The organism is Phreatobacter cathodiphilus (assembly GCF_003008515.1).
Classification (GTDB): Bacteria; Pseudomonadota; Alphaproteobacteria; order Rhizobiales; family Phreatobacteraceae; genus Phreatobacter; species Phreatobacter cathodiphilus.
In genome coordinates, this window is the sequence record NZ_CP027668.1 from 448,984 (window position 1) to 472,572 (window position 23,589).

A 23,589-nucleotide genomic window follows, 5' to 3' on the forward strand; every position below is an offset into this window, starting at 1 on the left:
CCAGAACCGCTGCCGGGAAAAGCCCGTTATTCCGCCGCCTGGGCGCCCGGCGTCACCTGGCCCTGCGGCGCGTCCATGCGGGCATTCATGTTGGCGACCATCTTCTTGACGATGGTCGAGGCCGTCTTCTCGAACAGGAAGGGGAAGAAGGCGTGCACGAAGGCGCAGAAGGCGCAGAAGGCGAAGGTGCCGGAATAGCGCAGCGCCACGCCCATATGCTCGAAATAGCTCTCGTTGACCGAGCGGGGATGGGCGAGGAAGGCGGTCTTGGCACGTTCGATCATGACGGGGGCTCCGGCGCGGCAGGGCGCGAGTCGCACAATGGGGATGATCGTAACTCCGCCCCCGTGGGATGATGTCCCAAACGTTTGGGTTAATGCCGCGACTTGGTGGACAGTGTTGCGGGTTTGGATAAGATGATGGGATGACATCCTCACCGCTCGTGCTCGATTCCACCGACAAGGCGCTGCTGCGGCTGGTGCAACAGGACGCCGGCCTCTCCATGGAGCAACTCGCCGAGAAGGTGAACCTGTCGCGCAACGCCTGCTGGCGGCGGCTGAAGCGGCTCGAGGACGAGGGCGTCATCCGCGCCCGCGTCGTCCTCGCCGACGCCGCCAAGCTCAACCTCGAGCTCACCGTCTTCATCGCCGTGCGCACCAGCCGCCACGACGCCGACTGGGCGGCGCGCTTCCATGCCGCCGTGCAGGACATTCCCGAGCTCCTCGGCGTCTACCGCACCGCCGGAGAGATCGACTACATCCTGCACGCCCGCGTGCCCAACGTCGCGGCCTACGATCGTCTCTACAGGAAGCTCACCGCCCGCATCGAGATGCAGGACGTCTCGGCGAGCTTCGTCATGGAGGAGATCAAGGAGGTCACGGCCCTGCCGCTCGACTTCGTTTGAGGGCGGACGGGTCTCCAAGAAATGGCCCCACCCTGACCCTCCCCGCTGCGCGGGGAGGGGACGACCGCGTCCCGCCGGTCGTCCGCCGTCGTGCCTGGCGCCGCCGGAGCCGGACGGAGCGCGGGGTCAAAGTCCCCCTCTCCTTGGAGCGGAGCGACAAGGGGAGGGTGAGGGTGGGGCCTCCCTGGCCCCCCCTACCCCCAAATCCTCACGCTGCGCGGAATTCGCCGGTCAGCGACGGGGCGCCGTCGCTGGTGGCGAGGCCCTTCGCCACCAGGTCTTCCAGATGGGCGAAGACCGACAGCCCCGCCGCGCTCTTCAGCCGGGGGTCGAGCCCTTCGTAGATCGCCGCGACGATCTCCGGGATCGACCGGTCGCCTGTCGCCAGGCGCTTGAGGATCGCCGCCTCGCGCAGCTTGCGGTGATGCGACAGCGCCCGCATGAACTTCGCCGGCTCGCGCACAGGCCCGCCGTGGCCGGGCCAGAACAGCCTCTCGCCGCGCGCCCGGAGCTTGTCGAGGGAGGCCATGTAGTCGCCCATCGACCCGTCCGGCGGCGCCACGATGGAGGTCGACCAGGCCATGACGTGGTCGCCGGAGAACAGCGTCTCCTCCTCGCGGAGGGCGAAGGCCATGTGGTTGGCGGTATGGCCCGGCGTGAACACCGCCTCCATGGTCCAGCCCGTGCCGGAGACGACGTCGCCGTCCTTCAGCACGACGTCCGGCCGGAAATCCTTGTCGCCCGAGGCGTCGAGCGCATTGGTCTCGCCGAGGTTCAGCGCGCGCGCCGCCCGGTGCGGCCCCTCCGCATAGACCGGCGCGCCGGTCGCCGCCTTGACGGCGGCCGTGGCCGGCGAGTGGTCGCGGTGGGTGTGGGTGACGAGGATCGCCTCCACCGTCTCCCCCTTCACCGCCTCCAGCACGGCGGCGACATGGCGGGGATCGTCGGGGCCGGGGTCGATGATGGCGACGCGGCCGGTGCCGACCACATAGGTCACCGTGCCCTTGAAGGTGAAGGGCCCGGGATTGTCGCAGAGAACCCGGCGGATCAGCGGCGAAAGCTGTTCCGGCCGGCCGGGCACGGCCGCGTCCTCGCGCTCGAAGGGGATATCCTCGGCCATTCTGCCTCTGTCGAAACGGGGTGGGCCGGCGCCTTGCCGATGCCGCAGGTCACGGGCTATGGGGGTGAAGCCACCACGTCGGCAGCCGAATGACAAGCTGACCCAACGGCATAGCCCCCACGAAGGATTTCACCCATGTCCGACGCGACCATTGCCGCGACCCTCTGGCCATCCGGTTCGGCCGCCCTGCCGGCGACGACCCTGCGCTCGCTCGCGTTGGTTGCCGGCGGCGTCTGCCTGATCACGCTCGGCGCCAAGGCGAGCGTGCCCTTCTGGCCGGTGCCGCTGACCCTGCAGACCCTCGCCATCTCGGTTGTCGCCGCCGCCTACGGCCTGCGCCTCGGCGTCGCGACCGTCGCGACCTATCTCCTCGCCGGCCTCCTCGGCGCGCCGGTCTTCGCCGGCTGGTCCGTCGGCATCGCTCCCTTCATGGGCCCGACAGGCGGCTTCCTCGCCGGCTTCCTGGTGATGTCGGCGATCATCGGCGCCGCCGCCGACCGCGGCTGGGACAAGGCGTGGCCGACGACCCTCGCCGCCATGGCCCTCGCCAACGTCATCGTCTTCGTGCCCGGCCTCCTCTGGCTCGGCACCTTCACCGGCTATGGCGACAAGCTGCTCGCGGCCGGCCTCTGGCCCTTCGCGCTGGGCACGCTGGTGAAGACGGCGCTCGCCGCCGCGCTCATGCCGCTGGCCTGGGGCATCGTCGCCCGCCTGCGCGGCTAGGCCTCGACGCCCTGGTCGCCGTCTATCGTCGCGACGCGATGGCGTGAGCCACGCGCGCGCGCTCGATGTGGTCAAGCTTGGCGGCGAACAGGCTCCAGTCGTCGCGCTCGGCGATGGGGGCCCACAGCGCCTCCACCTCCTCGATCAGCAGCGTCGCCGGACCCTCGCCCTCGAAATAGGCGGCGGCGCCGGGCGCCGGCGGCACGGGCTCGTGAGCGCCGAGCGCCGCCTCGAGCCGGGCGAAATCCTCGCCCTGGTAGAAATGCGCCTGCGGCCCCGCCATGGCGAAGGCGCGCCGCGCCAGGCCGCCGTGCCAGTCGAACAGGGTGCGCTCGAAGGGGGCCTGCGACTTCAGCAGGAACTGGAAGACCGCGGCGGCGAGCTCGTCATCGGTGTCCGCGTCGACCTGGCGCAGGCCGAGCCGTGCGCAGAGCGCCCGCCGCAGACCTTCGTGGAAGGCGCCGGCATAGGTTCTCAGTGCGTCCTCGAGCTCGGCCACCGGGGCGACCAGCGTCAGGCATTCGGCGAAGCGCTCGAGGTTCCAGGCCACCGCCCCCGGCTGACGCCCGAAGGCGTAGAGGCCGGTCTGGTCGAAATAGGCGGCGGTGAAACCGGGCTCGTAGCGCGGCAGGAAGCGCCAGGGGCCGTAGTCGAAGCTCTCGCCGGTGACGACCATGTTGTCGGTGTTGAGCACGCCGTGGACGAAGCCCGCGGCCATCCACTCGCCGGCGAGGGCGCCCGTCGCCTGGGAGACCGCGGCGAGCAGGGCGGCAGCCTCCTTCGCCACGTCTCCGCCGCGCGCCGCCTGCGGGTGGTAGTGGCGGATACAATGGGCGACGAGGGCCGCGATGCCGTCGGAGTCGTTGTGGGCGAGGCAGCGCTGGAAGGTGCCGAAGCGCACGTGGCTGTGCGACAGCCGCACCATGACCGCGGAGCGTGTCGGCGAGGGCTCGTCGCCGCGCATGAGCTGCTCGCCGGTCTCGATGAGCGAGAAGGTCTTGGAGGTGTAGACGCCGAAGGCCTCCAGCAGGGTCGAGGCCAGCACCTCGCGCACGCCGCCCTTGAGGGTCAGGCGCCCGTCGCCGGAGCGCGAATAGGGCGTCTGCCCCGAGCCCTTGGTGCCGAGGTCGAGGAGGCGTCCCTCGCCGTCGACGAGCTGCGCGGCGAGGAAGCCGCGCCCGTCGCCGAGGTCCGGGTTGTAGGAGCGGAACTGGTGGCCGTGATAGCGCAGCGCCAGGGGCTGAGGGAGGTTGTCCGGCAGAGGCTCGAACTGGCCGAAATGGGAGATCCATTGCGCATCCGACAGGCCGCCGAGGCCGACCGCCTCGGCCCAGCGCTGGTTGCGGAAGCGCAGGACGTGCTGCGGGAACCGTGCCGGCGCGACGACGTCAAAGAAGGCGGGGCCGAGATCGGCATGGGCAGTGGAGGGCCGGTAGGTCATCATGGACATATAGCGTTCGGCGGGGGGGAAAGGTCCAATGCGGGGTGTCTGGCGAGGGTGAGGGGCCAGGACCCGCAGGACTGTGAGGGGCCCGCCGGGCCCTCACGCCGCGGCGGCTTCGCCCGCGAGATCCTTCACCACCTCGGCCAGCATCTCGTAGGAGCGCACCCGTTTGGCGTGGTCGAAGATCGCCGAGGCCACCATCACCTCGTCGACGCCCGTCTGGGTGACGAACTGCTTCAGGCCGCGGCGCACCGTCTCTGGCGATCCGACGAAGGAGAACTGCAGCATGCGCGAGGCCTGCGCCTTCTCCATCGGGCTCCAGAAGGTCTCGATGTCGTCGATCGGCGGCGGCAGGAGGCCGCGGACCCCGCGGAAGATGCCGGCGGCGCGCTGCTGCGCCGAGGTGAAGAGGTGCCGCGCCTCCTCGTCGGTGGGGGCGAGGAAGACGTTGCAGCCGGCCATGGCATAGGACGTCGCCTGCTGTTCGGAGGGCGTGAACTTCGCCCGGTAGAGCGTCAGCGCCTGCATCAGCGCATCGGGCGCGAAATGCGAGGCGAAGGCGTAAGGGAGCCCCAGCATGGCGGCGAGCTGGGCGCCGAAGGTCGAGGAGCCGAGGATCCACAGCGGCACCTCGGTGCCGGCGCCGGGCACCGCCTGGATCGGCTGGCCGGGCTGGACGGGAGCGAGGAAAGCCTGCAGCTCCAGCACGTCCTGCGGGAAATTGTCGGAGTCCATGGGGTCGACGCGCAACGCCCTGAGGGTGCGCTGGTCGGTGCCCGGCGCGCGGCCGAGCCCGAGGTCGATGCGGCCGGGAAACAGGCTCTCCAGCGTGCCGAACTGCTCGGCGATCACCATGGGCGCGTGGTTCGGCAGCATGATGCCGCCGGCGCCGACGCGGATGCGGTTGGTGGCGGCCGCCACCTGGCCGATCACCACCGCGGTGGCCGCGCTGGCGATGCCGGTCATGTTGTGGTGCTCGGCGAGCCAGTAGCGGTTGTAGCCGAGCCGGTCGGCATGGCCGGCGAGGTCGATCGTGTTGCGCAGCGCGTCGCCGGGCGTCTTGCCCTCCGGCACGGGCGCGAGGTCGAGGATGGAGAAGAGGGTCATGGCGTCATCCGGGGTCAAGGGCCGGGGTCGGGTCCCTCAAGATAGGCGCTTCCCGCGGGATGGCGAGGGGAGGGGGCAGCGGATCAGCCCTGCTCCGGCGCCCCGAGCTGGCGCAGCGCCTCGTGAACGACATCGGCCTTGTGGCGCAGATGTTCGCGCATCAGGGTCGAGAGCGCCGCGCCGTCTCGCTTTCGAAGCGCCGCCATCATCCGCTCGTGGTCCTCGATGGCCTCGGCCCAGCGCTCTGGCGTCTTGCGGGCGACGAAGCGCACCGCATGGATGCGCACCATCAGGTTCTGGTAAAGGCCGGCCAGCGTGGCGTTGCCGGCGATGCGGAATATCTCCTCGTGGATGCGCCGGTTCAGGCCGGAATAGGGCACCCATTCGCCGCGCCGCCAATGGCCGATCATCTCGGCGTGCATGGTTTCGAGGCGGGAGAGGTCGTCAGGTGTCAGGCGGGCGCAGGCGAGTTCGCCCGCCAGAGCCTCCAGCATGCCCATGATGGGGAAGAGCTCCTCCACCGCCTCCGGCGCGATGCGGGCGACGCGGGCGCCGCGGTTGGGCGTGAGGTCGACGAGGCCCTCGGCGGCGAGAACTTTCAGCGCCTCGCGCAACGGCGTGCGGGAGACGCCGAAGAGGTCGCAGAGGTCGGGCTCGGAAATCTTGTCGCCGGCCTTCAGCGTGCCCTCGACGATCATGTCGCGCAGCCGGCCGGTCAGCTCCGTGGCGAGCGAGCGGCGGGCGATGAGCGGATGCTCGTTCATGATCGGCTCCTGTTCAGCCCTGCATTACGGAAGTGCGTCCTTCGAGGCTCGCGCTGCGCGCTCGCACCTCAGGATGAGGGAGGAGGAGCGTTGCACCGACGGGCGAACACTCGGTCGGAGCTGGCTTGCGTCGTACCCCAATGCAGGTCACCCCCATCCTCATCCTGAGGTGCGAGCGCGCGGCGATGCGTCAGCATCGTCCGCAAGCGAGCCTCGAAGGACGCACTGCCGTCCTGCAAGGCAACCGTCACGCCGCCTTGGCACCACCCTCGCGCTTGCCTTCCGCCAGATAGGCCATCGCCGCCGCGACGCCGCCCGCCTTGTGCGGCACGCCGGCGAGGCCGAGGCCCATCTCGACGCCGCCCAGCGTGCCGACGAGCGTCAGATCGTTGATGTCGCCGAGATGGCCGATGCGGAAGACCTTCTTGGCAACCTTCGACAGGCCGGTGCCGAGCGACATGTCGAAGGCGTCGAGGATCACCGAGCGCAGCCGGTCGGCGTCGTGGCCCTCCGGCATGACGACGGCGGTGAGCACGGGCGAGAAATGCTTCGGGTTGGTGCAGAGGTTTTCCAGGCCCCAGGCCGCCACCGCCCGGCGCGTCGCCTCGCCGTGGCGCAGATGGCGGGCGAAGACGGCGTCGAGGCCCTCCTCGTGCAGCATCTGGATGGCCTCGTCGAGGCCGTAGAGCAGGTTCGTCGCCGGCGTGTAGGGGAAGTAGCCGGACTTGCCGGCAGCGATCATCTCCTCCCAGCCCCAGAAGCTCTTCGGCAGGCGCGAGGCCTTCGAGGCTGCGAGCGCCTTTTCCGACACCGCGTTGAACGACAGGCCCGGCGGCAGCATCAGGCCCTTCTGCGAGCCCGCGACGGTGACGTCGACGCCCCACTCGTCGTGGCGGTAGTCGACGGAAGCGAGCGAGGAGATGGTGTCGACCATCAGCAGGGCCGGGTGGCCGGCGGCGTCGATGGCCTTCCTCACCTCGTCGATGCGCGAGGTCGAGCCCGTCGAGGTCTCGTTGTGGACGACGCAGACCGCCTTGAAGGCATGCTCCTTGTCCTCGCGCAGCGCCGCCTCGATGGCGGCGGGATCGGCGCCGGCGCGCCAGTCGGAGGGGATGAAGGTCGCCTCGACGCCGAGCTTGCCGGCCATGGTCTTCCACAGGGTGGCGAAATGGCCGGTCTCCACCATCAGCACCTTGTCGCCTGGGGAGAGCGTGTTGGCGAGCGCGGCCTCCCAGGCGCCGGTGCCCGAGGCCGGATAGATCACCACGGCGCCGCGGGTCTTGAAAATCGAGCGCATGCCGTCGAGGACGCGCAGGCCGAGCTTGCCGAAATCCGGGCCGCGATGGTCGATCGTCTGCCGCGCGATGGCGCTGAGGATGCGCTCCGGCACGGGCGAGGGTCCGGGAATCTGCAGGAAGTGGCGGCCCGCGACGCGGGGGGCATTGGTGGCCATCGGGGGTCTCCTCGGAATCGGCGGGCGCGGCTTCTCGCAGCGGCCTCTTGCCAGAATGAATAATGAATGCAAAATTCAAGTCAAGGGACCTCGGCGGCTCATGGCCCTTTCGGGCGCCGACCGCTGGGTCCACCTCTCCCCGGTGGGGAGAGGTCGGCCGAAGGCCGGGTGAGGGGGCAGGGCTCGTCAGCAGCGTTTCCCCCTCACCCGACCGTCGCTGTCGCTCCGGTCGACCTCTCCCCGCTGGGGAGAGGTGAAGGCGGAGCCTTCACGTCCGATCGCCCGATCGATGGCCTCCCGGCCCGAATTGAGACTGTGCCGATGAACGACATGAGCAAGACGCCCGACACGCCGCTGCAGCGCCGCCTCGCCTCCGAGGTGAAGGGCGACGTTCTCTTCGATCGCTTCTCGCGCGGCCGCTACGCCACCGACGCCTCGATCTACCAGATCATGCCGCTGGGCGCGGTGGTCCCCGAGACCATTGACGATGCCATCCGCGCCGTGGCGCTCGCCCGCGATGCGGGCGTCACCGTCCTCCCCCGCGGCGGCGGCACCTCCCAGTGCGGCCAGACGGTCAATGCCTCCCTCGTCGTCGACTGTTCGAAGCGCCTCAACCGCATCCTCGACCTCGACGTCGCCGGCCGCACCGTCCGCGTCGAGCCGGGCATCGTCCTCGACGACCTCAACCGCCAGCTCAAGAAGCACGGCCTCTGGTATCCGGTCGACGTCTCCACCGCCTCCCGCGCCACCATCGGCGGCATGACCGCCAACAATTCCTGCGGCGGCCGCTCGCTGCGCTACGGCACCATGCGCGACAACGTTCTCCAGGTGGAGGCGGCGCTCGCCGACGGCACCCGCCGCTGGTTCGGCGAGGTCTCCCGCGACGATGCGATGCGCAATGACGCCGACCTTCTGACCCGCGACCTCCTCACCCTCGGCGAGCGCGAGGCCTCGGAGGTCGAGGTGCGCTTCCCGAAGGTCCAGCGCCGCGTCGGCGGCTACAACCTCGACGCTCTCGTGCCGAGGGGCGCCGCCAACAACATGGCCCATATCCTCGTGGGCTCGGAGGGCACGCTCGCCTTCACCACCGCGGTCGACCTGAAGCTCTGGCCGCTGCTCGGCCCGAAGGTCTTCGGCATCTGCCATTTCGGCTCCTTCCACGAGGCGATGGACGCCGCCCAGCACCTCGTCACCCTGAAGCCCATCGCGGTGGAGCTGGTCGACCGCACCATGATCGGGCTTGCCCGCGACATCGCCATGTTCCGCCCGACGGTGGAGCGCGTGGTGCGCGGGGATCCGGACGCGCTGCTGGTGGTGGAATTCGCCGAGGAGACGGAAGCCCAGAACCTGCAGAAGCTGAAGGATCTCGCGGGCCTGATGGGCGATCTCGGCTTCTCCTGGCAGGGGGAGGGCGCCCGCTTCGGCGGCGTGGTGCCGGTCACGGAGCCCGCCTGGCAGGCGGCGGTGACCGAGATGCGCTCCTCGGGCCTCAACATCATGATGTCGATGAAGGAGGCGGGAAAGCCGGTTTCCTTCGTCGAGGATTGCGCCGTGCCGCTGCCCGATCTCGCGGCCTACACCGCCGGCCTCACGGAGATCTTCCGCGCCCACGGCACCGAGGGCACCTGGTACGCCCACGCCTCGGTCGGCTGCCTCCACGTGCGCCCCGTGCTCAACATGAAGCTGGACGTGGATGCCAAGCGCATGCGCTCCATGGCAGAGCAGGCCTTCGAACTGGTGCGCCGCTACAAGGGCTCGCATTCCGGCGAGCATGGCGACGGCATCGTCCGCTCCGAGTTCCACGAACAGATGTTCGGCACCCGCCTCGTCCGCGCCTTCGAGGAGGTGAAGGACCGCTTCGATCCCGAGGGCCTGTTCAATCCCGGCAAGATCACCCGCGCCCCCGCCATGGACGACCGGACGCTGTTCCGCTACCCGCCGGGCTACGAGGGCATCGAGATCACGCCCGCCCTCGACTGGTCCGACTATCCCGGTGCGAGCAAGGGTTTCCTCGGCGCCATCGAGATGTGCAACAACAACGGCACCTGCCGGAAGCTCGACGGCGGCGCCATGTGCCCGAGCTACCGCGTCACCCGTGACGAGCAGCATGTGACGCGCGGGCGGGCCAACACGCTGCGCCTCGCCATGACCGGCCAGCTCGGTCCCGATGCGCTGCTGGCGCCGGAAATGGAGGAGACGCTGAAGCTCTGCGTCTCCTGCAAGGCCTGCAAGCGCGAGTGCCCGACCGGCGTCGACATGGCCCGCATGAAGATCGAGGTGGCGGCCGTGCGGCATGCCGCCAGAGGCGCGAGCCTGCACGAGACCCTGGTGGCGCACCTGCCGCGTTTCGCCCCCTTCGCGGCGATGGCGCCCTGGCTCTTCAACCTGCGCGACCGCCTGCCTGGCCTCGCGGCGCTGTCGGAGAAGCTGGCGCAGTTCTCGGCCCGCCGGTCCCTGCCGCGTTGGCGCTCCGACGTCTTTGCGCCGCCCGCCGCCGAGGGCCCCGAGGCGGGGCGCGAGGTGGTTCTCTTCGCCGACACCTTCAACCGCGCCTTCGAGCGCGAGAACCTCGACGCCGCGGTGACCGTGCTGACAACAGCCGGCTACCGCGTCCACCATGCGCGGCCCGCGGGCGGCGGCCGGCCGCTGTGCTGCGGTCGCACCTATCTCGCCACCGGCATGGTCGACAATGCCCGACGCGAGGCGGAGCGGCTGGTGGCGGCGCTGGCGCCCTTCGCCGCCCGCGGCGTGCCGGTAATCGGCCTCGAACCCTCCTGCCTCTTCTCCCTGCGCGACGAGATCCCGGCGCTGCTGCGCTCGGAGGACGCGACGGCGGTGGCCGGGGTGGCGGTGCTCTTCGAAGAGTTGATCGCCGCCGAAGCCAAGGCCGGCCGGCTCGCCCTGCCGCTCGGCGAGATGAAGGCGAAGGCGGTTCTCCACGGCCATTGCCATCAGAAGGCCTTCGGCGCCATGGGCGCGGTGGAGGGGGCGCTGCGCCTCATTCCCGGCCTCGAGGTGCAGACGGTGGAGAGCTCCTGCTGCGGCATGGCGGGGGCCTTCGGCTATCACGCCGAGACCATCGACGCCTCGCTCGCCATGGCAGAGTTGTCGCTGCTCCCCGCCGTCCGCAAGGCGCCCGACGACGCGATCATCGTCGCCGACGGCACCTCGTGCCGTCACCAGATCGCCGACGGCGCCGGTCGCGAGGCGGTGCATGTGGCGCGCGTTCTGGCCATGAGCCTGGGGCAGAAGGCGGGAGCAGGGACGACCACGCCCTGAAAGCGCCCTCTCCGCGCCCGTCATGCCCGGGCTCGTCCCGGGCATCCACGACTTCCTCATAGGGCGGTGTCCAGGTCGTGGACGGCCAAGACGAGCCCGGCCATGACGCGGTGAGGTAGCGCTCAACATGGCAGAGGCTTGGCTTGAGCCTCACCCCCAACGCAAAAGGCCCGCCGAAGCGGGCCTTCCAACGTCTTCGCCTGGCTCGCGGAGCCCCGCCGGATCACTCCAGCTTCACCCCCGCATCGGTCACGACCTTGCGCCAGCGCTGCACCTCGGACGACACGAAGCGGCCGAATTCCGCGCCCTCGAGGGTCGGGATGTCCGAACCGTTCCGCGCCCAGGCCTCCTTGATCATCGGCACCTGCAGCGCCGTCCGGATCTCGGTGCGCATGCGCTCGATGATCGGCGCCGGCGTGTTCTTCGGCGCGAAGACCGCATACCAGGTGGAAACGTCGAAGTTCTGCAGGCCGGCTTCCGACGCCGTCGGCACGTTGGGCACCGCCGGGCTGCGGGCCGGAGCCGCCACGGCGATGCCGCGGATGGCGCCGCCCTGGATCTGCGGCGCCGAGGTACCGAGGCCGTCGAAGACCATGTCGATCTGGCCGGCGACGAGATCGGCCATGGCCGGGCCCGCGCCGCGATAGGGCACGTGGCGGATCTTCGTCTGGGTCAGGATCTTGAACAATTCGCCGACCAGGTGGTGGGTCGTGCCGATGCCGGCCGAGCCGTAGATCAGCTCGTCGGGCTTCGATTTCGCCAGCGCGATGAGCTCGGCGAGCGTCGTCGCCGGCACGCGGCGCGGATTGACCACGATGATCTGCGGCGGCTGGGCGATGATCGCGATCGGGATGAAGTCCGTCTCGATGTTGTAGTCGAGGCGCGGATAGAGCGAGGGAGCGATCGTGTGGTGCGCGGCGCCGACGAAGAAGGAATAGCCGTCGGGCGCGGCGCGCGAGGCGACCAGCGCACCGGCCGTGCCGCCGGCGCCGGCCCGGTTCTCGATGACGACACCCTGGCCGAGCTGCTTCTCGAGCTGGGCGGCGAGCGGACGGGCGAAAGCGTCGGTGCCGCCGCCGGCGGCGAAGGGCACGTGGAAGGTGATCGGCCGTGTCGGCCAGGTCTGAGCCTCCGCCGCCGCACCGAACAGCGACATGGAGAGCGCGGCGAAGCCGGCGAATATGAACTTGCGCATGGGGTCCCTCGAGACGGTTTCCTCTGGCGGCCCTTGGCGGGCTGCTCGTCCGGCTTTGTCTGCCGGTTGAGACAGAGACTAGCGCCTGTTCGGGGGGTTGCAAGCTGTTGTGGCCGCCGCCGCTGCGTCGCGGCGGCGCAGGACCACCATCAGGTACCGACGCGCACCGGTGCGTTGAGCTTGCGCAGGGCAGCGATGACCGAAAGGGCGGTGATGCGGCCGGTCTTCGGGTTGTCCGAAGGGATGTTCTCGATGGCGAGCGACAGTTTCGCCGAATCGGAATCGACCTCGATGGCGTGACAGTTGCGGGTCACCGTCGGATCGGCCCAGATGTCGATGGTCGTGCGGTCGGGGCCGATGCCGGCGAGCGACAACGCCACGGCGACGTTGACGTTGGCGGGAAAGCCCTTGGCCGCCTCGCGCGCCGTGCCCGAGAAGATCAGGGTCGGCTCTGTCACCGCGTCCATGTCGAGCCCCTTTTCGACGAGATATGGCGCGCCCACCAGGCCCTTCGGCGGCTTGCGGGTGATCATGCGCACCGAATGGATCGTGCCCTCGGCGGCGGCCGTGACCGCGTCGAGGCCGAGCAGCGCGCCGGTCGGCACGATGATCTGGCCGCCATGGGTCTTCGCCAGCTCCATCAGGTGCGGGCGCGGCAGCAGCGCGCCGCAGGACAGCACCATGACCTTCTTGCCGGCGGTGAGCATCGGCGTGCAGATCTCCTCGATCACCGCCGCGGGGGCGCATTCCACGGCGAGATCGGCATGGGCCGGAAAGTCGGCGAGGGGGACCACGGGAGCCGCAATGCCCTGCTCGGCGAGCCAGGCCTTCGCCTTGGCCTCGTCGCGCGCGGCGACACAGGCGAGGCTCGTTCCGGGGATGGTTCCGCCGGCGATCTTCGCGGCGAGGGTGCGGCCGATGGCGCCGAGACCGGCGATCGCGATGCGGGTGGTGGTCATGGGACTCTCCGGCGAAAGGGTGGCGGACCATAGAGCCTCGGGCGCCGATTGCCAGTCCTGCCCTTCATGGCCTCCATGCCCGGGACGGGTGATCCAGCGGGCCGGGAGGTCAATGCGGCGGTGTGCCGCTGCCCGCTTTCGGGGCTGGACATCAGGGGGCTTTTGACCATGATCCGCCGTTCCAGAGGAGATTATCGATGAAAAATACCTCTCGCCGCGCGCTTCTCGCCTTGGCTGCAGCCGCTCCCCTTCTCGCCGCCGCCCCCGCCGTGGAGGCGCAGACCTGGCCGACCAGGCCGGTGACGATGATCATCCCCTTCGCTGCGGGCGGTCCCACCGACGTCCTCGGCCGCATCATGGCCGAGCGCATGTCGCAGATCCTGGGCCAGCAGGTGGTGGTCGAGAACGTCGGCGGCGCCGGCGGCATGACCGGCACGGCGCGCGTCTCCCGCGGCTCGCCCGACGGCTACAGCTTCGTGCTCGGCACCGTCGGCACCCATGCGGTGAACCAGACGCTCTACAAGCAGCCGCTCTACAACGCCGCCACCGATTTCGCTCCCGTCACCCTCATCGCCGAGGTGCCGCTGATCCTCATCACCCGCAAGGATTTCCCGGCGACGAACCTCCAGGAGTTCATCGCCCACGTGAAGGCCAACCAGGCGAAGATGCAGTTCGCCTCGGCAGGTGCCGGATCGGCGGTCCACCTGGGCTGCCTCTACCTGAACTCGGTGATCGGCACCAACGACGTCACCCACGTGCCCTATCGCGGCTCGGCTCCGGCCATCCAGGACCTCATCGGCGGCCGCGTCGACTACATGTGCGAGATTTCCTCCACCGCCATGCCCCACATCCAGGGCGGCGCCGTGAAGGCGCTGGCGACGCTCACCGCCAACCGGTCCACCGTCTTCCCCGACCTGCCGACCGCGCAGCAGCAGGGCCTGCAGGGCTTCGAGGCCTATACCTGGAACGCCTTCTTCTTCCACAAGGACACCCCGCCCGCCATCGTCGAGCGCCTGCGCGCCGTCACCGTCGAGGCGATGGACACGCCGGCCGTGAAGGAGCGGCTGGAGAGCCTCGGCGCCATCATGGCGACGCCGGAGCGTCGCGGCCCGGCCTATCTCGGCCAGCTCGTCCGCAGCGAGATCGAGAAGTGGGCCGCTCCCATCCGCGCCAGCGGCGTCAGCCAGTAAAGCTGGTCACAACACCGGAATGACGGCACCCGGCGGGCCTCCCGCCGGGTGTTTTCGTTGCGGGGCGAGCGGCCTCGGCCCTCAGCCCAGCACCGCCAGAACTTCGTCCCGCCGCGGCAGGGGCGCGACTGCCCCGTAGCCGCGGGTGGAGAGCGCCGCCGCCGCGCAGGCATAGCGCCCGGCGCGGAACGGATCGCCCGTCGCCAGCCACTCGGCGAGAAACGCCCCGTCGAAACAGTCGCCCGCGCCCGTCGCGTCCACCGCGCCCACCGGGATCGAGGGGATGATCCGCCGCTCCTCGGCGGTGGCGATCAGCGCCCCGTCCTTGCCGAGGGTCAGCGCCACGATCTTCGAACCGCCGTCGAGGTAGAAGTCGGCGATGGCGTCCGGCGTGTCGCGGCCTGTGAGCTGGCGCGCATCGTCGAGGCCCGGCAGGGCGATGTCGGCGAGGCGCATGGCCTCGTTGGTCACCTCGCGCGCCCGCTCCAGCGGCCAGAGCCGGAGGCGCAGGTTGGTGTCGTAGGAGACGGTGACGCCCGCCGCCCTGGCCTCGGCGATGGCGAGGCGCACCGCCGCGCTCGCCGACGGCGAGATCGCCTGCGAGATGCCGGAGACGTGGAGGATCTTCGCGGCCCGGATGGCGGTCACCGGCAGGTCGGCGGAGGTGAACCGCGCCGCCGCCGATCCGGCGCGGCGATAGGCGAACTCATGGCCGTCCGGGCCGTGGGTGATGAAGTAGATGCCGGTTTCGCTCTGCGGCGGCATGCGCATGGCGCCGGTGTCGATGCCCTCGGCCCGCCACAGGTCCATGAAGGCGCGGCCGAAGGTGTCGTCGCCGACGGCTCCGATCACCCCGACGCTCGCCCCCGATCGCGCCGCCGCGATGGCGCAATTCGACGTGTCGCCGCCGAAGCCGAAGAGATAGGTGGGCTCGCGCGGAATGGTCTGGTTGAACTCGCCGAGGGCTTCGCCGAAGCAGAGGATGTCGGAAGGCATGGCAGGACCGTGCAATGAGGGCCGGCCAGCATAGGCGGCAACCCGCGTCCGGCAAGGGTTCGCGGCGGCGACGACGGCTCCCCGCGGGGCTTTTGATCCAGCACAGCGATTTTGCTGTTGCCTTGCCGCATGCTCTTGCCTAGTTGGTGCAATGCGGTATCATTCGTACACGAATGAACTGCCGTCGGCGCCAGTCACCCCGGGCTCTGCCATGTCGAACCTGAATTCCGAGCGCGTCCTCGATGTCCGCCACTACACGGACCGGCTCTTCTCCTTCAAGACGACCCGCGACCCGTCATTCCGCTTCGTCAACGGCCAGTTCACGATGATCGGGCTTGAGATCGACGGCCGGCCGCTGCTGCGCGCCTATTCCATCGTCTCCTCCAACTACGAGGACAACCTCGAGTTCTTCTCCATCAAGGTGCCCGACGGGCCACTGACCAAGCACCTGCAGAACATCAAGGTCGGCGATCGCATCCTGGTCGGCCGCAAGCCGGTCGGCACGCTCGTCCAGGACGCGCTGCTGCCGGGCAAGAATCTCTATCTCTGCGGGACGGGGACGGGCCTCGCCCCCTTCATCAGCGTGGTGAAGGACCCGGAGGTCTATGACCGCTTCGACAACATCGTCCTCATCCACGGCACGCGCTTCATCGCCGAGCAGGCCTATGGCGACTATGTCTCGAAGGAGCTTCCCGACGACGAGCTCATCGGCGAGCTGGTCCGTGCCAAGCTGAAATACTATCCCACCGTCACCCGCGAGCCCTATGTCCACAACGGCCGCATCACCGAGCTGCTCGACACCGGCCGGATTCAGGCCGAGTTCGGCCTGCCGCCGCTCGACAAGGCCAATGACCGGGTGATGATCTGCGGCTCGCCCGCCTTCCTGAAGGACATGGTCGACATGCTCGTCGCCCGCGGTTTCGAGGAGGGGGCGATCTCCGGCCCCGGCCATTTCGTCATCGAAAAGGCCTTCGTCGAGAAGTGACCGGCGGGCCGCCGCTGGCGGCACGCTGAACCTTATTGCCTCCCGGCGCGACTGAACCTGCGAGCCGCTTGCGCGGCGCGACAGTCGAGCCATGTCCGATCCACGCCCGTTCCGCAGTTCCGCCCGCTCCCGCTCATCCGGTAGCCGGCACCATCCCGCCCTGGTCCTCGCCGCCCTCCTGGTGGCGGCGCTGGCGGGCGCCGCCGTCGCCGGCCTCGCCAGCCGCCACGGCGCGCTCGCCTTCGCCGGCTGGCTCGACCTCGGCAGGTCGGGCGACAGGCTCGCCTTTGCCGCGGTGATGGGCGGGATCGGGGCCGCGGCCGGCGCCGCCCTCGGCCTCTGGCTGGCGCTCAGCCGCCTGTCGCGGCCCGCCTCGATCGCGCGGGGCGCTGCCGGCGCCGCCGCAGCCCTCGCTTCCGTCTCGGTGGCGGTCGGCTACATGGCCTTCGCCCTCACCACCCCGCCGCCGCCGATCCAGCCCTTCCTCCTCGTGCAACTGCGCCTGGAGGGCGAGGGCTGGACCGACCTCGCCCTCGCCGGCGCCGGTACCCGCGCCGCCATTCCGCCCCTCGACCTGCACTGGCGGCCGGACGAGGACGGCGCGACCACCGCCGAGGCGGTGTTCCCGATGAGCGAAGCCGGCGGCGTCAGGGCCGTGGTCCTGCGGCGCGGCGACGGCGAGATCGCCCGCTTCAGCCTCGACCTGCCGGGCGACCCGCCGGCCACCGCCCGGTTCAGCCACTGGCTCACCCCCGACCGTCGCCCCGACGCCGCGCGCGGCGTGGAGATGCGCTTCCGTATCGAGCGGCGCGTCGTGCGCTAGGGGCGCCGGGTGAAACCGAATCGCGCGGCGGCGGCGTCGAGGTCCGCCTCGTCCCAGAAGCGGTGCTCGCCGCGGGCATAGGCCTCGGCGTTGCTGGTGTAGAGCCAAGCGTTGAACCGGTTGGCCGGGCCACAGTCGCGGCTCGCCTTCAGCACGGCCGGCACTCCTGCGACGATGGAGTTCGGCGGGATCACCGTGTTCTCCTTGAGGAAGGCGCCGCCCGCGACGATCGAGTTCTCGCCGATGACGCAGCCGTCCATGATCGTGGCGCCGATCCCCACCAGCACGTTGTCGCCGATGGTGCAGCCATGCAGCGTGACGCGGTGGGTGATGGAGCAGTTGCGCCCCACCGTCGTGCCGGTGCCGCCGCCGATATGGATCATGGCGAAGTCCTGGATGTTCGAGCCCTCGCCGATGGCGACCTCATACATCTCCGCCCGGATGACGGCGTTGGGCCAGACCGAGACGCCCGCGGCGAGGCTCACCTTGCCGTAGATCTGCGCCGAGGCATGCACATAGGCCGCCGGATCGATGGCGACGAGCGGCCCGCTCCGCGGAACCGCCGAACCCCTGATCATGGTCGTTGTCCTCCTCGCCGTCTGACGCGGCTGGGGCGGGACGATGCCCGCCGTGGGGCGGGCGGGGCAAGCGGGCGCGCTCAGTCCTTTCGGACGATGGTTCCGCTCGCCAGCCACTCGACCTCGTGCAGGTCGGCGACGTCGGCGTCGAAGGAGGCGGCCGGCGAGAGCGGCGGTGCGACGATGAGGGGCAGAGCGGTCTCGTCGGGGGTCATGGCCGGGTTCCCGTGGCGGGAGGGGCGGCCGGCCGCGCGACCGAACCGGTCGAGAGCGGGCCGGACTGCGCCAGCAGGTGGAAGACGATGGTGCGCATCGCCGCCGTGTTCTCCTGCTCCGGCAGCGCGTGCAGGTGCGGGTAGAGCGGGCGGAAGGCGGCGCCGATCAGGGCGATCAGGGCCGGCGAGACCTGCGGGATCTCGTCGGCGGCATAGGTGGCGTAGGAGGTCCGTCCCGCGAGCGCGGCGACATGGACGAGGACGCGTTCCTCGATCTCGCCGACATTGCGGAACTGGTCGAGGGCGAAGCTCGCGCAACCATGGAGCGCCGCCTCGGCTTCCGCCCTCAGATCGGCGTCGCTCACCATCGCTTCCGCGGTGAAGCGGGTGAGGTCGGCGGGGGCGCAGGCCTGCTGCGCCATGGCGGGCGCGGCGAGGGCGAGAACCACGGCGGTTGCCGCGAAGACCTTTGCAAGCGCGCGCATGGGGCGGCTCCGGACAGGGCTGACCGGCAAACCGTGGACTGATCCGGTTAACGGGGTCTTAACGCCGCGGACCGGCGGTGCCCGCGTCCTCGACACATTCCGCGTTCAGGATGGGGCGCTGAGCCCCATTCCGCCCCTCAAGCCGGATTGCCGCCCCCGATGTTCTTCGACCTTCCCGCCTGGATTCCCGACTGGGCCGTCAGCCTCGGCCTCTACGCCGCCGCCATCCTCGTCGCCGTGCTGCTCTATCGCGTCGCCTTCCGTGCCGCGACGCGGCTGGTGCGCGACCGCGACCTGTTCTGGCGCTCCCTCGTCTCGCGCAACCGCCGGCCGGTGCGCCTCGCCTTCGTCACCGCAGCCGTCGCCCTCGTCACCCCGGCCGCGCCCCTCACCATCGCCCAGGCCGAGGCCGTCCAGCACCTGCTGGTCCTCTGCATCATCGGCCTCTTCGCCTGGGTCGCCATCAGCGCCCTGCATGTCTGGACGGTCGTCTATCTGCGTCGCTACAAGCTCGATTCCAGCGACAACCTGCTGGCGCGCAAGCACGTGACCCAGACGCAGATCCTCCAGCGCGTCGGCCGCATCCTGGTCATCGCCGTGGCGCTGTCGGTGGCGCTGATGACCTTCGACGGCGTCCGCCAGTACGGCATCAGTCTTCTCGCCTCGGCGGGCGCCGCCGGCATCATCGTCGGCCTCGCGCTCCAGCCGGTGCTGAAGAACGTCTTCGCCGGCATCCAGCTCGCCATCACCCAGCCGATCCGCATCGACGACGCGCTGCTCGTCGAGGGCGAGTGGGGCAATGTCGAGGAGATCACCGCGACCTATGTCGTCGTCAGGATCTGGGACCTCAGGCGCCTCGTCATTCCGCTCACCTATTTCATCGAGAAGCCGTTCCAGAACTGGACGCGCGAGGAGGCGAACCTCATCGGCACCGTCTTCCTGCATCTCGACTACCGGGCGCCGGTGGAGGCGATCCGGGAAAAGGCGCGCACGGTCATCGCCGCGAGCGAACTGTGGGACCGCAAGGTCTTCGCCGTGCAGGTGACGGAGCTCCGCCAGGACACGATGGAGGTCCGCATCCTCGCCAGCGCCGCCAATTCGCCCCGCGCCTTCGACCTGCGCTGCCTCATCCGCGAAGAGATGATGGCCTGGCTCCAGCAGGCCCATCCCGAGGCCCTGCCGCGCCGCCGTGTGGAGGCGGAGGTGGAGCGGTCGAAGGCTGCGGCGGCGGCAACCTGAGTCTCAGCGCACCCTGTTGCCGGAGACGCTGAGCTGTGCGAAGCGCCCGACACCCTCGCGGGCCATGTCGCCCGTCACCGGCTTCTTCCACTCCATGCCGACGACGGCGCCGATCCGCGCGCCCTGCACGAGATTGTCGGCGATCAGCGCCTGGCCCGCGCCCGGCACCACCGAGACGGCGATGCCGACGGGGGCGCCCTTGATGACGTTGGCGGTCACCGAGAGGTCGCGCATGTACTGGCCCCAGCCGAGCTGGATGCCGGCGGTCGGCGCGCCCTCGATGACGTTGGCGGAGATGGCGGCGTCGGCCTCGGCCGAGATGCCGATGCCGGCTCCGTCGTTCGGATCCGTGCCCGCCGGGCGGCGGTTCACCAGGTTGCGGATGATGTTGCCGTGGATGTTGGCGAGCCGGCCGCCGTGGTTGAAGTTGGTGGCGACGATGCCGAGCGCCGCTCCGTCGATGATGTTGTTGGCGACGACCGCCCCCTCGAAGCCGAACTCGACATAGATGGCGACCTCGCCGAGCGAGGCGCAGTTGTTGCCGGTGATCGCCACGTTCGCGGCGCCGTTGGCGCGCACGGCGGAAAAGGCGGCGCCGCGGATGCGGTTGCCGGTGACGGTGACGTTGCCGGCGCGGTAGACGTTGATGGCGTTGCCGTTCTGGCCCGAGCCGCCGTCCCGCGCGCCGATCTCCTCGATGCGGTTGCCCTCGACGATCGTGCCGTCGTCGCCGGCGATGGTGCGCCAGACGAGGATGCCGTTGTTGGCGGCCGAGCGGATGGTGTTCTGGGTGACCGTCAGCCCGCGGCTGTCGAGCGCGACGATCGCCGCCTTGGCGACGCCGGAGACCGTATTGCCCCGCACCAGGCCGTCGATGCCTTCGAGGACCATGCCGTGGTGGCTGGAGCCGGCGATCTCGCAATCCTCGACGCGCACGCCGCGGCCGTGTTCGAGCACGATGAGGCCGCGCTTGTCCGGCAGGGGCCGGCCGTTGCCCTCCACGACGAGGCCCGACAAGGTCACCATGTCGGCGCGCTGGGCGGAGAGACAGGCCGTCCCGCCCTGGAACACCAGGCGGGTGGCGCCGCGCACGCCGATGACCTGGGTGCCGGCCGGCATCCGGATCTCACCGACCTTATAGGCGCCCGGCGCGAGGCGCAGCGGCATGCGCGAGCCGGCGGCCGTTTCCACGGCCCGCTGCATGGCGCGGGTCTGGTCCTCCGCCGCGCCGGGCTTCAGGCCGAAGGAGGCCGCATCCAGCGTCGCGGCGCGGGCGGAGGCGGGCAGGGCCAGGGCGGCGGCTGCGAACAGGAAGGAACGGCGGGCGAGCATGGGGCACTCCGGTGTTGCGGAAGCCAGCGCAAGCACCGTGCCGTGGAGTCTTGTGCCGGATCGGGATGCCGGAATGGCTGTTGTCCGGCCCGCGAGCCGACCCGATGATGGAGCCTCGAGATCAGGACCATCCGCATGCGCCTCGCCGTCATCGCCGACATCCACGGCAACCTCCTCGCCCTCGAGGCGGTGCTCGCCGACATCGCTGCCCGGGGCGTGGACCTCACGGTCAATCTCGGCGACTGCGTCTCGGGTCCGCTCTGGCCGGCCGAAACCGCCGCGCGGCTGATGGCGCTGGGCCTGCCGACGGTGCGCGGCAATCACGACCGCTGGGTGGTCGAGGCGGAGGGAGAGGCGCTCTATTTCTCGGACAAGCTCGCCCGCGAGCGGCTGGACGCGGCGCAGCGCGCCTGGCTCGCTGGGCTCCCCATGCAGCGCGACGTCGACGGCGCAGGCCTTGCGGTGCGGCTGTTCCACGCCACCCCGGCCGACGACGACACCTACCTGATGGAGGACAAGCGCGACGGGCGCCTCGTCCAGTCGGAGGCCGCGACCATCCGGGCCCGCCTCGGTGACGTGGGCGCCGCCCGCCTCATGCTCTGCGGCCACAGCCACCTGCCGCGGCTTCTGGTCCTCGACGGGACCACCATCGTCAATCCCGGCAGTGTGGGACAGCCGGCCTATTCCGATCCGACGCCGCCCGACGCCCATGTCTCGGAGGCCGGCTCGCCCCACGCGCGCTATGCGGTGGTCACCATGGCGCAGGGCGCGGTGGTGAGCGTCGAGATGGTCGCCGTGGCCTATGATTGGGAAGCTGCGGCCCTGAAGGCCGAGAGCTACGGCCGGGCCGACTGGGCCCGCGGCCTGCGCACCGGCTTCGCCAAGTAACCGCGGCCAGTGATGGCCAGTGCGGCTCCGACGGCGGCCTCGGCCAAATCGTCCGCCGTCATCCTGCGGGAAAAGGCACCGCGCGCGGATCGGCCGGCCTGCAGCGGCAGCGGCACGTGGACGAAGAGCGCGCGCTTCACCTGATGGCGCTTCACCGCCTCCAGCGCCAGCCAATAGGCGAAGTTGCAGAGATAGTCCCCCGCCGAGGGCGACAGCCGGGCGTCTAAGCCGCTGCGCCGCAGCCGAGCGACGAGGGGTCCGCAGGCGAAGTCGGTCGGCACCCGCCATGCCCCCTCGGCAACGATGTCGGCGGAGACATGGAAGACGCCGGAGGCATCCGGCACCCGCCGCGACGTGACGTTATGGGCGTGCTTCTCGATGCGGATGTGTCCGGTGCGGCCGGCGAGGCCGAAGAGCAGGATCGCGTCCGGCCGGTGGCGCGCGATGAGGGCCGGCAGGTCGCGGGCGACCTCGGCATAGACGGTGTTGAACACTTGCCCAACGATGCGGATGCCGGGCAGGCGCAGCCCCGCCACCGCCTTCACCATGGCGGGCGTCGGATTGCGCTCCCAGCCGGGGAAGGGGCCGAAACCGGTGACGAGAAGGGTGGTCACCGCAACCACGCCCCGAGCCGCTTCACCGCTTCCTCCATGTCCGCCGTCGATCCGGCGAAGGAGAAGCGGACGGCGTGCATGCCGCCATAGGGGTCGAAGTCGGGCCCCGGCGTCGCGGCGATGCCGGTCTCGGCCAGCATGCGGCGGGCGAAGTCGAGGCTGTCGTTGGTGTAGCGGGAGACGTCGGCATAGACGTAGAAGGCTCCGTCCACCGGCAGGAGCCGGTCGAGCCCCGCCTTCGGCAGGCCCTCCAGCAGCACCCGGCGGTTCGCGGCATAGCCGGCCTTGATCACCTCGAGTTCGGCGGTGGCCCCGAAGGCCGCAAGCGCCGCTACCTGGGAGAGCTGCGGCGCCGAGATGAACAGGTTCTGCGCCAGGCACTCCACCGAGCGGGCGAGGCTCTCCGGCACGATCATCCAGCCGATGCGCCAGCCGGTCATGCAGTAATATTTCGAGAAGGAGTTGATCACGACCACGTCGTCGCTGGTCTCCAGCGCCGTGTGGCAGGGCATCTCGTAGGAGAGCCCGTGATAGATCTCGTCGGAGATGAAGCGGATGCCGAGGTCGCGCGAGGCCTCCACCAGCGCCTTCAGTGCTTCCGGCGTCATCATCGTGCCCGTCGGATTGGCGGGGCTGGCGATGAGAATGCCGTCGAGCTTCTTCTTCGCGTGTTCCGCCGCCAGCATCTGCGGCGTCACCGCCCAGCGCGTCGCCGCGGTCGTCTCGATGAAGACCACCTCGCAGCCCAGTGCCTCCAGGATGTTCTTGTAGGCGGGATAGCCGGGGCTGGCGATCGCCACCCGCGCGCCGTGCTCGAACAGGGCGAGGAAGGACAGGATGAAGGCCGAGGAGGATCCCATGGTCACCGCGATGCGGCCGGTGGGCACCTCCACCCCATGCGTCTCGGCATAGTGGCGGGCGATGCGCCGGCGCAGCTCCGGCGTGCCGAGAGCGAGCGTATAGCCGATCTGCCCGTCCATCAGGGCCTCGGCCGCGGCCTTGCGGATGCTCATGGGCGTCGGTGCGGCGGGCTGGCCCACCTCCATGTGGATGACGCTCTGCCCCTCCGCCTCGGCCTTCGCCGCCGCCGTCATCACGTCCATGACGAGGAATGGTGCCACCGAGCCCCGCCGGGTCGGATGGAGGATCTGGCGGGCAAGGTCCTGGCGCGTCATACTGTTAAAGTCCCGAAATGGCGGCCGCGTCATGGTTTCGCCCCCTTGGCGCGCCAAGAGGGTCGCCAAGCGCCTATCACACGGGGCGGGCCGGGTCACCGCTCTCTCCCTGTTGTGACCG

23 protein-coding genes are annotated in these 23,589 nt (G+C 70.2%); 8 read left to right on the forward strand and 15 right to left on the reverse strand.

Annotation, left to right across the window (positions count from 1 at the left end; genetic code table 11):
* Positions 1 to 26: 26 nt before the first annotated feature.
* On the reverse strand, positions 27 to 284 hold the full coding sequence (locus C6569_RS02235; protein WP_106747308.1) for a DUF6356 family protein: 258 nt from the start codon (positions 282 to 284) through the stop codon (positions 27 to 29).
* 140 nt (positions 285 to 424) lie between these two features.
* On the opposite strand from C6569_RS02235, the gene C6569_RS02240 reads away from it, so the two are divergent.
* Positions 425 to 904 (forward strand): Lrp/AsnC family transcriptional regulator, encoded by a 480-nt coding sequence (locus tag C6569_RS02240; RefSeq protein ID WP_106747309.1) that lies wholly within the window; start codon positions 425 to 427, stop codon positions 902 to 904.
* 208 nt (positions 905 to 1,112) lie between these two features.
* On the opposite strand, the gene C6569_RS02245 is transcribed toward C6569_RS02240, so the two are convergent.
* Positions 1,113 to 2,024 carry an MBL fold metallo-hydrolase gene (locus C6569_RS02245; protein WP_106747310.1) on the reverse strand — a complete coding sequence of 304 codons (912 nt, stop codon included), beginning with the start codon at positions 2,022 to 2,024 and terminating at the stop codon, positions 1,113 to 1,115.
* A 135-nt stretch (positions 2,025 to 2,159) separates the two neighbouring features.
* On the opposite strand from C6569_RS02245, the gene C6569_RS02250 reads away from it, so the two are divergent.
* Complete coding sequence (locus C6569_RS02250; RefSeq protein WP_106747311.1) at positions 2,160 to 2,747, forward strand: biotin transporter BioY; 588 nt, start codon at positions 2,160 to 2,162, stop codon at positions 2,745 to 2,747.
* A 22-nt stretch (positions 2,748 to 2,769) separates the two neighbouring features.
* On the opposite strand, the gene C6569_RS02255 is transcribed toward C6569_RS02250, so the two are convergent.
* The 4 genes from C6569_RS02255 to C6569_RS02270 form a co-directional block, all read right to left on the reverse strand.
* Positions 2,770 to 4,197, reverse strand: coding sequence for a protein adenylyltransferase SelO family protein (locus C6569_RS02255; RefSeq protein ID WP_425440692.1), 1,428 nt, complete (start codon positions 4,195 to 4,197; stop codon positions 2,770 to 2,772).
* A gap of 93 nt (positions 4,198 to 4,290) precedes the next feature.
* The gene (locus C6569_RS02260) at positions 4,291 to 5,298 is read right to left on the reverse strand and encodes an LLM class flavin-dependent oxidoreductase (RefSeq protein ID WP_106747312.1); all 1,008 of its coding nucleotides are present in this window, start codon (positions 5,296 to 5,298) and stop codon (positions 4,291 to 4,293) included.
* 83 nt (positions 5,299 to 5,381) lie between these two features.
* Positions 5,382 to 6,062, reverse strand: a complete 681-nt coding sequence (locus C6569_RS02265; protein ID WP_106747313.1) for a GntR family transcriptional regulator — start codon at positions 6,060 to 6,062, stop codon at positions 5,382 to 5,384.
* A gap of 247 nt (positions 6,063 to 6,309) precedes the next feature.
* Complete coding sequence (locus tag C6569_RS02270) at positions 6,310 to 7,515, reverse strand: pyridoxal-phosphate-dependent aminotransferase family protein (protein WP_106747314.1); 1,206 nt, start codon at positions 7,513 to 7,515, stop codon at positions 6,310 to 6,312.
* Between the two features lie 330 nt (positions 7,516 to 7,845).
* Between C6569_RS02270 and C6569_RS02275 the strand changes: the two genes are divergently transcribed.
* Positions 7,846 to 10,794 (forward strand): FAD-binding and (Fe-S)-binding domain-containing protein, encoded by a 2,949-nt coding sequence (locus C6569_RS02275; RefSeq protein ID WP_106750858.1) that lies wholly within the window; start codon positions 7,846 to 7,848, stop codon positions 10,792 to 10,794.
* A gap of 223 nt (positions 10,795 to 11,017) precedes the next feature.
* Here the strand turns inward: C6569_RS02275 and C6569_RS02280 are convergent, their stop codons facing one another.
* Together C6569_RS02280 and C6569_RS02285 are read right to left on the reverse strand one after the other, a co-directional pair.
* Positions 11,018 to 11,989, reverse strand: coding sequence for a Bug family tripartite tricarboxylate transporter substrate binding protein (locus tag C6569_RS02280; protein WP_106747315.1), 972 nt, complete (start codon positions 11,987 to 11,989; stop codon positions 11,018 to 11,020).
* Positions 11,990 to 12,138: 149 nt separating this feature from the next.
* The gene (locus C6569_RS02285; RefSeq protein ID WP_106747316.1) at positions 12,139 to 12,948 is read right to left on the reverse strand and encodes an aspartate dehydrogenase; all 810 of its coding nucleotides are present in this window, start codon (positions 12,946 to 12,948) and stop codon (positions 12,139 to 12,141) included.
* Positions 12,949 to 13,145: 197 nt separating this feature from the next.
* Between C6569_RS02285 and C6569_RS02290 the strand changes: the two genes are divergently transcribed.
* Positions 13,146 to 14,138: a tripartite tricarboxylate transporter substrate-binding protein gene (locus C6569_RS02290; RefSeq protein ID WP_106747317.1), complete on the forward strand. Its 993-nt coding sequence runs from the start codon at positions 13,146 to 13,148 to the stop codon at positions 14,136 to 14,138.
* A gap of 81 nt (positions 14,139 to 14,219) precedes the next feature.
* On the opposite strand, the gene C6569_RS02295 is transcribed toward C6569_RS02290, so the two are convergent.
* Positions 14,220 to 15,134, reverse strand: coding sequence for a sugar kinase (locus tag C6569_RS02295; protein WP_106750859.1), 915 nt, complete (start codon positions 15,132 to 15,134; stop codon positions 14,220 to 14,222).
* A gap of 211 nt (positions 15,135 to 15,345) precedes the next feature.
* Between C6569_RS02295 and C6569_RS02300 the strand changes: the two genes are divergently transcribed.
* Positions 15,346 to 16,119, forward strand: coding sequence for a ferredoxin--NADP reductase (locus C6569_RS02300; protein ID WP_106747318.1), 774 nt, complete (start codon positions 15,346 to 15,348; stop codon positions 16,117 to 16,119).
* A 91-nt stretch (positions 16,120 to 16,210) separates the two neighbouring features.
* Entirely contained in the window at positions 16,211 to 16,942 is a 732-nt protein-coding gene (locus tag C6569_RS02305) for a hypothetical protein (RefSeq protein ID WP_106747319.1), read from the forward strand.
* Here C6569_RS02305 and C6569_RS02310 read toward each other — a convergent pair.
* The 3 genes from C6569_RS02310 to C6569_RS02315 all read right to left on the reverse strand — a co-directional run bounded on the left by C6569_RS02310 (position 16,939) and on the right by C6569_RS02315 (position 18,220).
* Positions 16,939 to 17,520 (reverse strand): gamma carbonic anhydrase family protein, encoded by a 582-nt coding sequence (locus C6569_RS02310; RefSeq protein WP_106747320.1) that lies wholly within the window; start codon positions 17,518 to 17,520, stop codon positions 16,939 to 16,941. The two genes, C6569_RS02305 and C6569_RS02310, sit on opposite strands and share 4 nt — an antisense overlap.
* Positions 17,521 to 17,600: 80 nt before the next feature.
* Entirely contained in the window at positions 17,601 to 17,735 is a 135-nt protein-coding gene (locus C6569_RS22345; protein WP_281260387.1) for a hypothetical protein, read from the reverse strand.
* On the reverse strand, positions 17,732 to 18,220 hold the full coding sequence (locus tag C6569_RS02315; RefSeq protein ID WP_106747321.1) for a hypothetical protein: 489 nt from the start codon (positions 18,218 to 18,220) through the stop codon (positions 17,732 to 17,734). The genes C6569_RS22345 and C6569_RS02315 overlap by 4 nt, the downstream gene beginning before the upstream one ends.
* A 159-nt stretch (positions 18,221 to 18,379) precedes the next feature.
* On the opposite strand from C6569_RS02315, the gene C6569_RS02320 reads away from it, so the two are divergent.
* Entirely contained in the window at positions 18,380 to 19,459 is a 1,080-nt protein-coding gene (locus C6569_RS02320; RefSeq protein WP_106747322.1) for a mechanosensitive ion channel family protein, read from the forward strand.
* A 3-nt stretch (positions 19,460 to 19,462) separates the two neighbouring features.
* On the opposite strand, the gene C6569_RS02325 is transcribed toward C6569_RS02320, so the two are convergent.
* Positions 19,463 to 20,791 (reverse strand): TIGR03808 family TAT-translocated repetitive protein, encoded by a 1,329-nt coding sequence (locus C6569_RS02325; protein WP_106747323.1) that lies wholly within the window; start codon positions 20,789 to 20,791, stop codon positions 19,463 to 19,465.
* Between the two features lie 135 nt (positions 20,792 to 20,926).
* Here C6569_RS02325 and C6569_RS02330 point away from each other — a divergent pair, with 135 nt between their 5' ends.
* Positions 20,927 to 21,679 carry a metallophosphoesterase family protein gene (locus C6569_RS02330; protein WP_106747324.1) on the forward strand — a complete coding sequence of 251 codons (753 nt, stop codon included), beginning with the start codon at positions 20,927 to 20,929 and terminating at the stop codon, positions 21,677 to 21,679.
* Here C6569_RS02330 and C6569_RS21855 read toward each other — a convergent pair.
* Both C6569_RS21855 and C6569_RS02340 read right to left on the reverse strand, forming a co-directional pair.
* Positions 21,628 to 22,293, reverse strand: coding sequence for a pyroglutamyl-peptidase I (locus C6569_RS21855; protein ID WP_181313880.1), 666 nt, complete (start codon positions 22,291 to 22,293; stop codon positions 21,628 to 21,630). The genes C6569_RS02330 and C6569_RS21855 overlap by 52 nt on opposite strands.
* On the reverse strand, positions 22,290 to 23,468 hold the full coding sequence (locus C6569_RS02340) for a pyridoxal phosphate-dependent aminotransferase (protein ID WP_106747325.1): 1,179 nt from the start codon (positions 23,466 to 23,468) through the stop codon (positions 22,290 to 22,292). The genes C6569_RS21855 and C6569_RS02340 overlap by 4 nt, the downstream gene beginning before the upstream one ends.
* Positions 23,469 to 23,589: the final 121 nt, after the last annotated feature.

Excerpts from the sequence above, each read along its gene's own strand:
- C6569_RS02235 (WP_106747308.1), bottom strand. The coding sequence starts at position 284 with ATGATCGAACGTGCCAAGACCGCCTTCCTCGCCCATCCCCGCTCGGTC.
- C6569_RS02240 (WP_106747309.1), top strand. The coding sequence starts at position 425 with ATGACATCCTCACCGCTCGTGCTCGATTCCACCGACAAGGCGCTGCTG.
- C6569_RS02245 (WP_106747310.1), bottom strand. The coding sequence starts at position 2,024 with ATGGCCGAGGATATCCCCTTCGAGCGCGAGGACGCGGCCGTGCCCGGC.
- C6569_RS02250 (WP_106747311.1), top strand. The coding sequence starts at position 2,160 with ATGTCCGACGCGACCATTGCCGCGACCCTCTGGCCATCCGGTTCGGCC.
- C6569_RS02255 (WP_425440692.1), bottom strand. The coding sequence starts at position 4,197 with ATGTCCATGATGACCTACCGGCCCTCCACTGCCCATGCCGATCTCGGC.
- C6569_RS02260 (WP_106747312.1), bottom strand. The coding sequence starts at position 5,298 with ATGACCCTCTTCTCCATCCTCGACCTCGCGCCCGTGCCGGAGGGCAAG.
- C6569_RS02265 (WP_106747313.1), bottom strand. The coding sequence starts at position 6,062 with ATGAACGAGCATCCGCTCATCGCCCGCCGCTCGCTCGCCACGGAGCTG.
- C6569_RS02270 (WP_106747314.1), bottom strand. The coding sequence starts at position 7,515 with ATGGCCACCAATGCCCCCCGCGTCGCGGGCCGCCACTTCCTGCAGATT.
- C6569_RS02275 (WP_106750858.1), top strand. The coding sequence starts at position 7,846 with ATGAGCAAGACGCCCGACACGCCGCTGCAGCGCCGCCTCGCCTCCGAG.
- C6569_RS02280 (WP_106747315.1), bottom strand. The coding sequence starts at position 11,989 with ATGCGCAAGTTCATATTCGCCGGCTTCGCCGCGCTCTCCATGTCGCTG.
- C6569_RS02285 (WP_106747316.1), bottom strand. The coding sequence starts at position 12,948 with ATGACCACCACCCGCATCGCGATCGCCGGTCTCGGCGCCATCGGCCGC.
- C6569_RS02290 (WP_106747317.1), top strand. The coding sequence starts at position 13,146 with ATGAAAAATACCTCTCGCCGCGCGCTTCTCGCCTTGGCTGCAGCCGCT.
- C6569_RS02295 (WP_106750859.1), bottom strand. The coding sequence starts at position 15,134 with ATGCCTTCCGACATCCTCTGCTTCGGCGAAGCCCTCGGCGAGTTCAAC.
- C6569_RS02300 (WP_106747318.1), top strand. The coding sequence starts at position 15,346 with ATGTCGAACCTGAATTCCGAGCGCGTCCTCGATGTCCGCCACTACACG.
- C6569_RS02305 (WP_106747319.1), top strand. The coding sequence starts at position 16,211 with ATGTCCGATCCACGCCCGTTCCGCAGTTCCGCCCGCTCCCGCTCATCC.
- C6569_RS02310 (WP_106747320.1), bottom strand. The coding sequence starts at position 17,520 with ATGATCAGGGGTTCGGCGGTTCCGCGGAGCGGGCCGCTCGTCGCCATC.
- C6569_RS22345 (WP_281260387.1), bottom strand. The coding sequence starts at position 17,735 with ATGACCCCCGACGAGACCGCTCTGCCCCTCATCGTCGCACCGCCGCTC.
- C6569_RS02315 (WP_106747321.1), bottom strand. The coding sequence starts at position 18,220 with ATGCGCGCGCTTGCAAAGGTCTTCGCGGCAACCGCCGTGGTTCTCGCC.
- C6569_RS02320 (WP_106747322.1), top strand. The coding sequence starts at position 18,380 with ATGTTCTTCGACCTTCCCGCCTGGATTCCCGACTGGGCCGTCAGCCTC.
- C6569_RS02325 (WP_106747323.1), bottom strand. The coding sequence starts at position 20,791 with ATGCTCGCCCGCCGTTCCTTCCTGTTCGCAGCCGCCGCCCTGGCCCTG.
- C6569_RS02330 (WP_106747324.1), top strand. The coding sequence starts at position 20,927 with ATGCGCCTCGCCGTCATCGCCGACATCCACGGCAACCTCCTCGCCCTC.
- C6569_RS02340 (WP_106747325.1), bottom strand. The coding sequence starts at position 23,468 with ATGACGCGCCAGGACCTTGCCCGCCAGATCCTCCATCCGACCCGGCGG.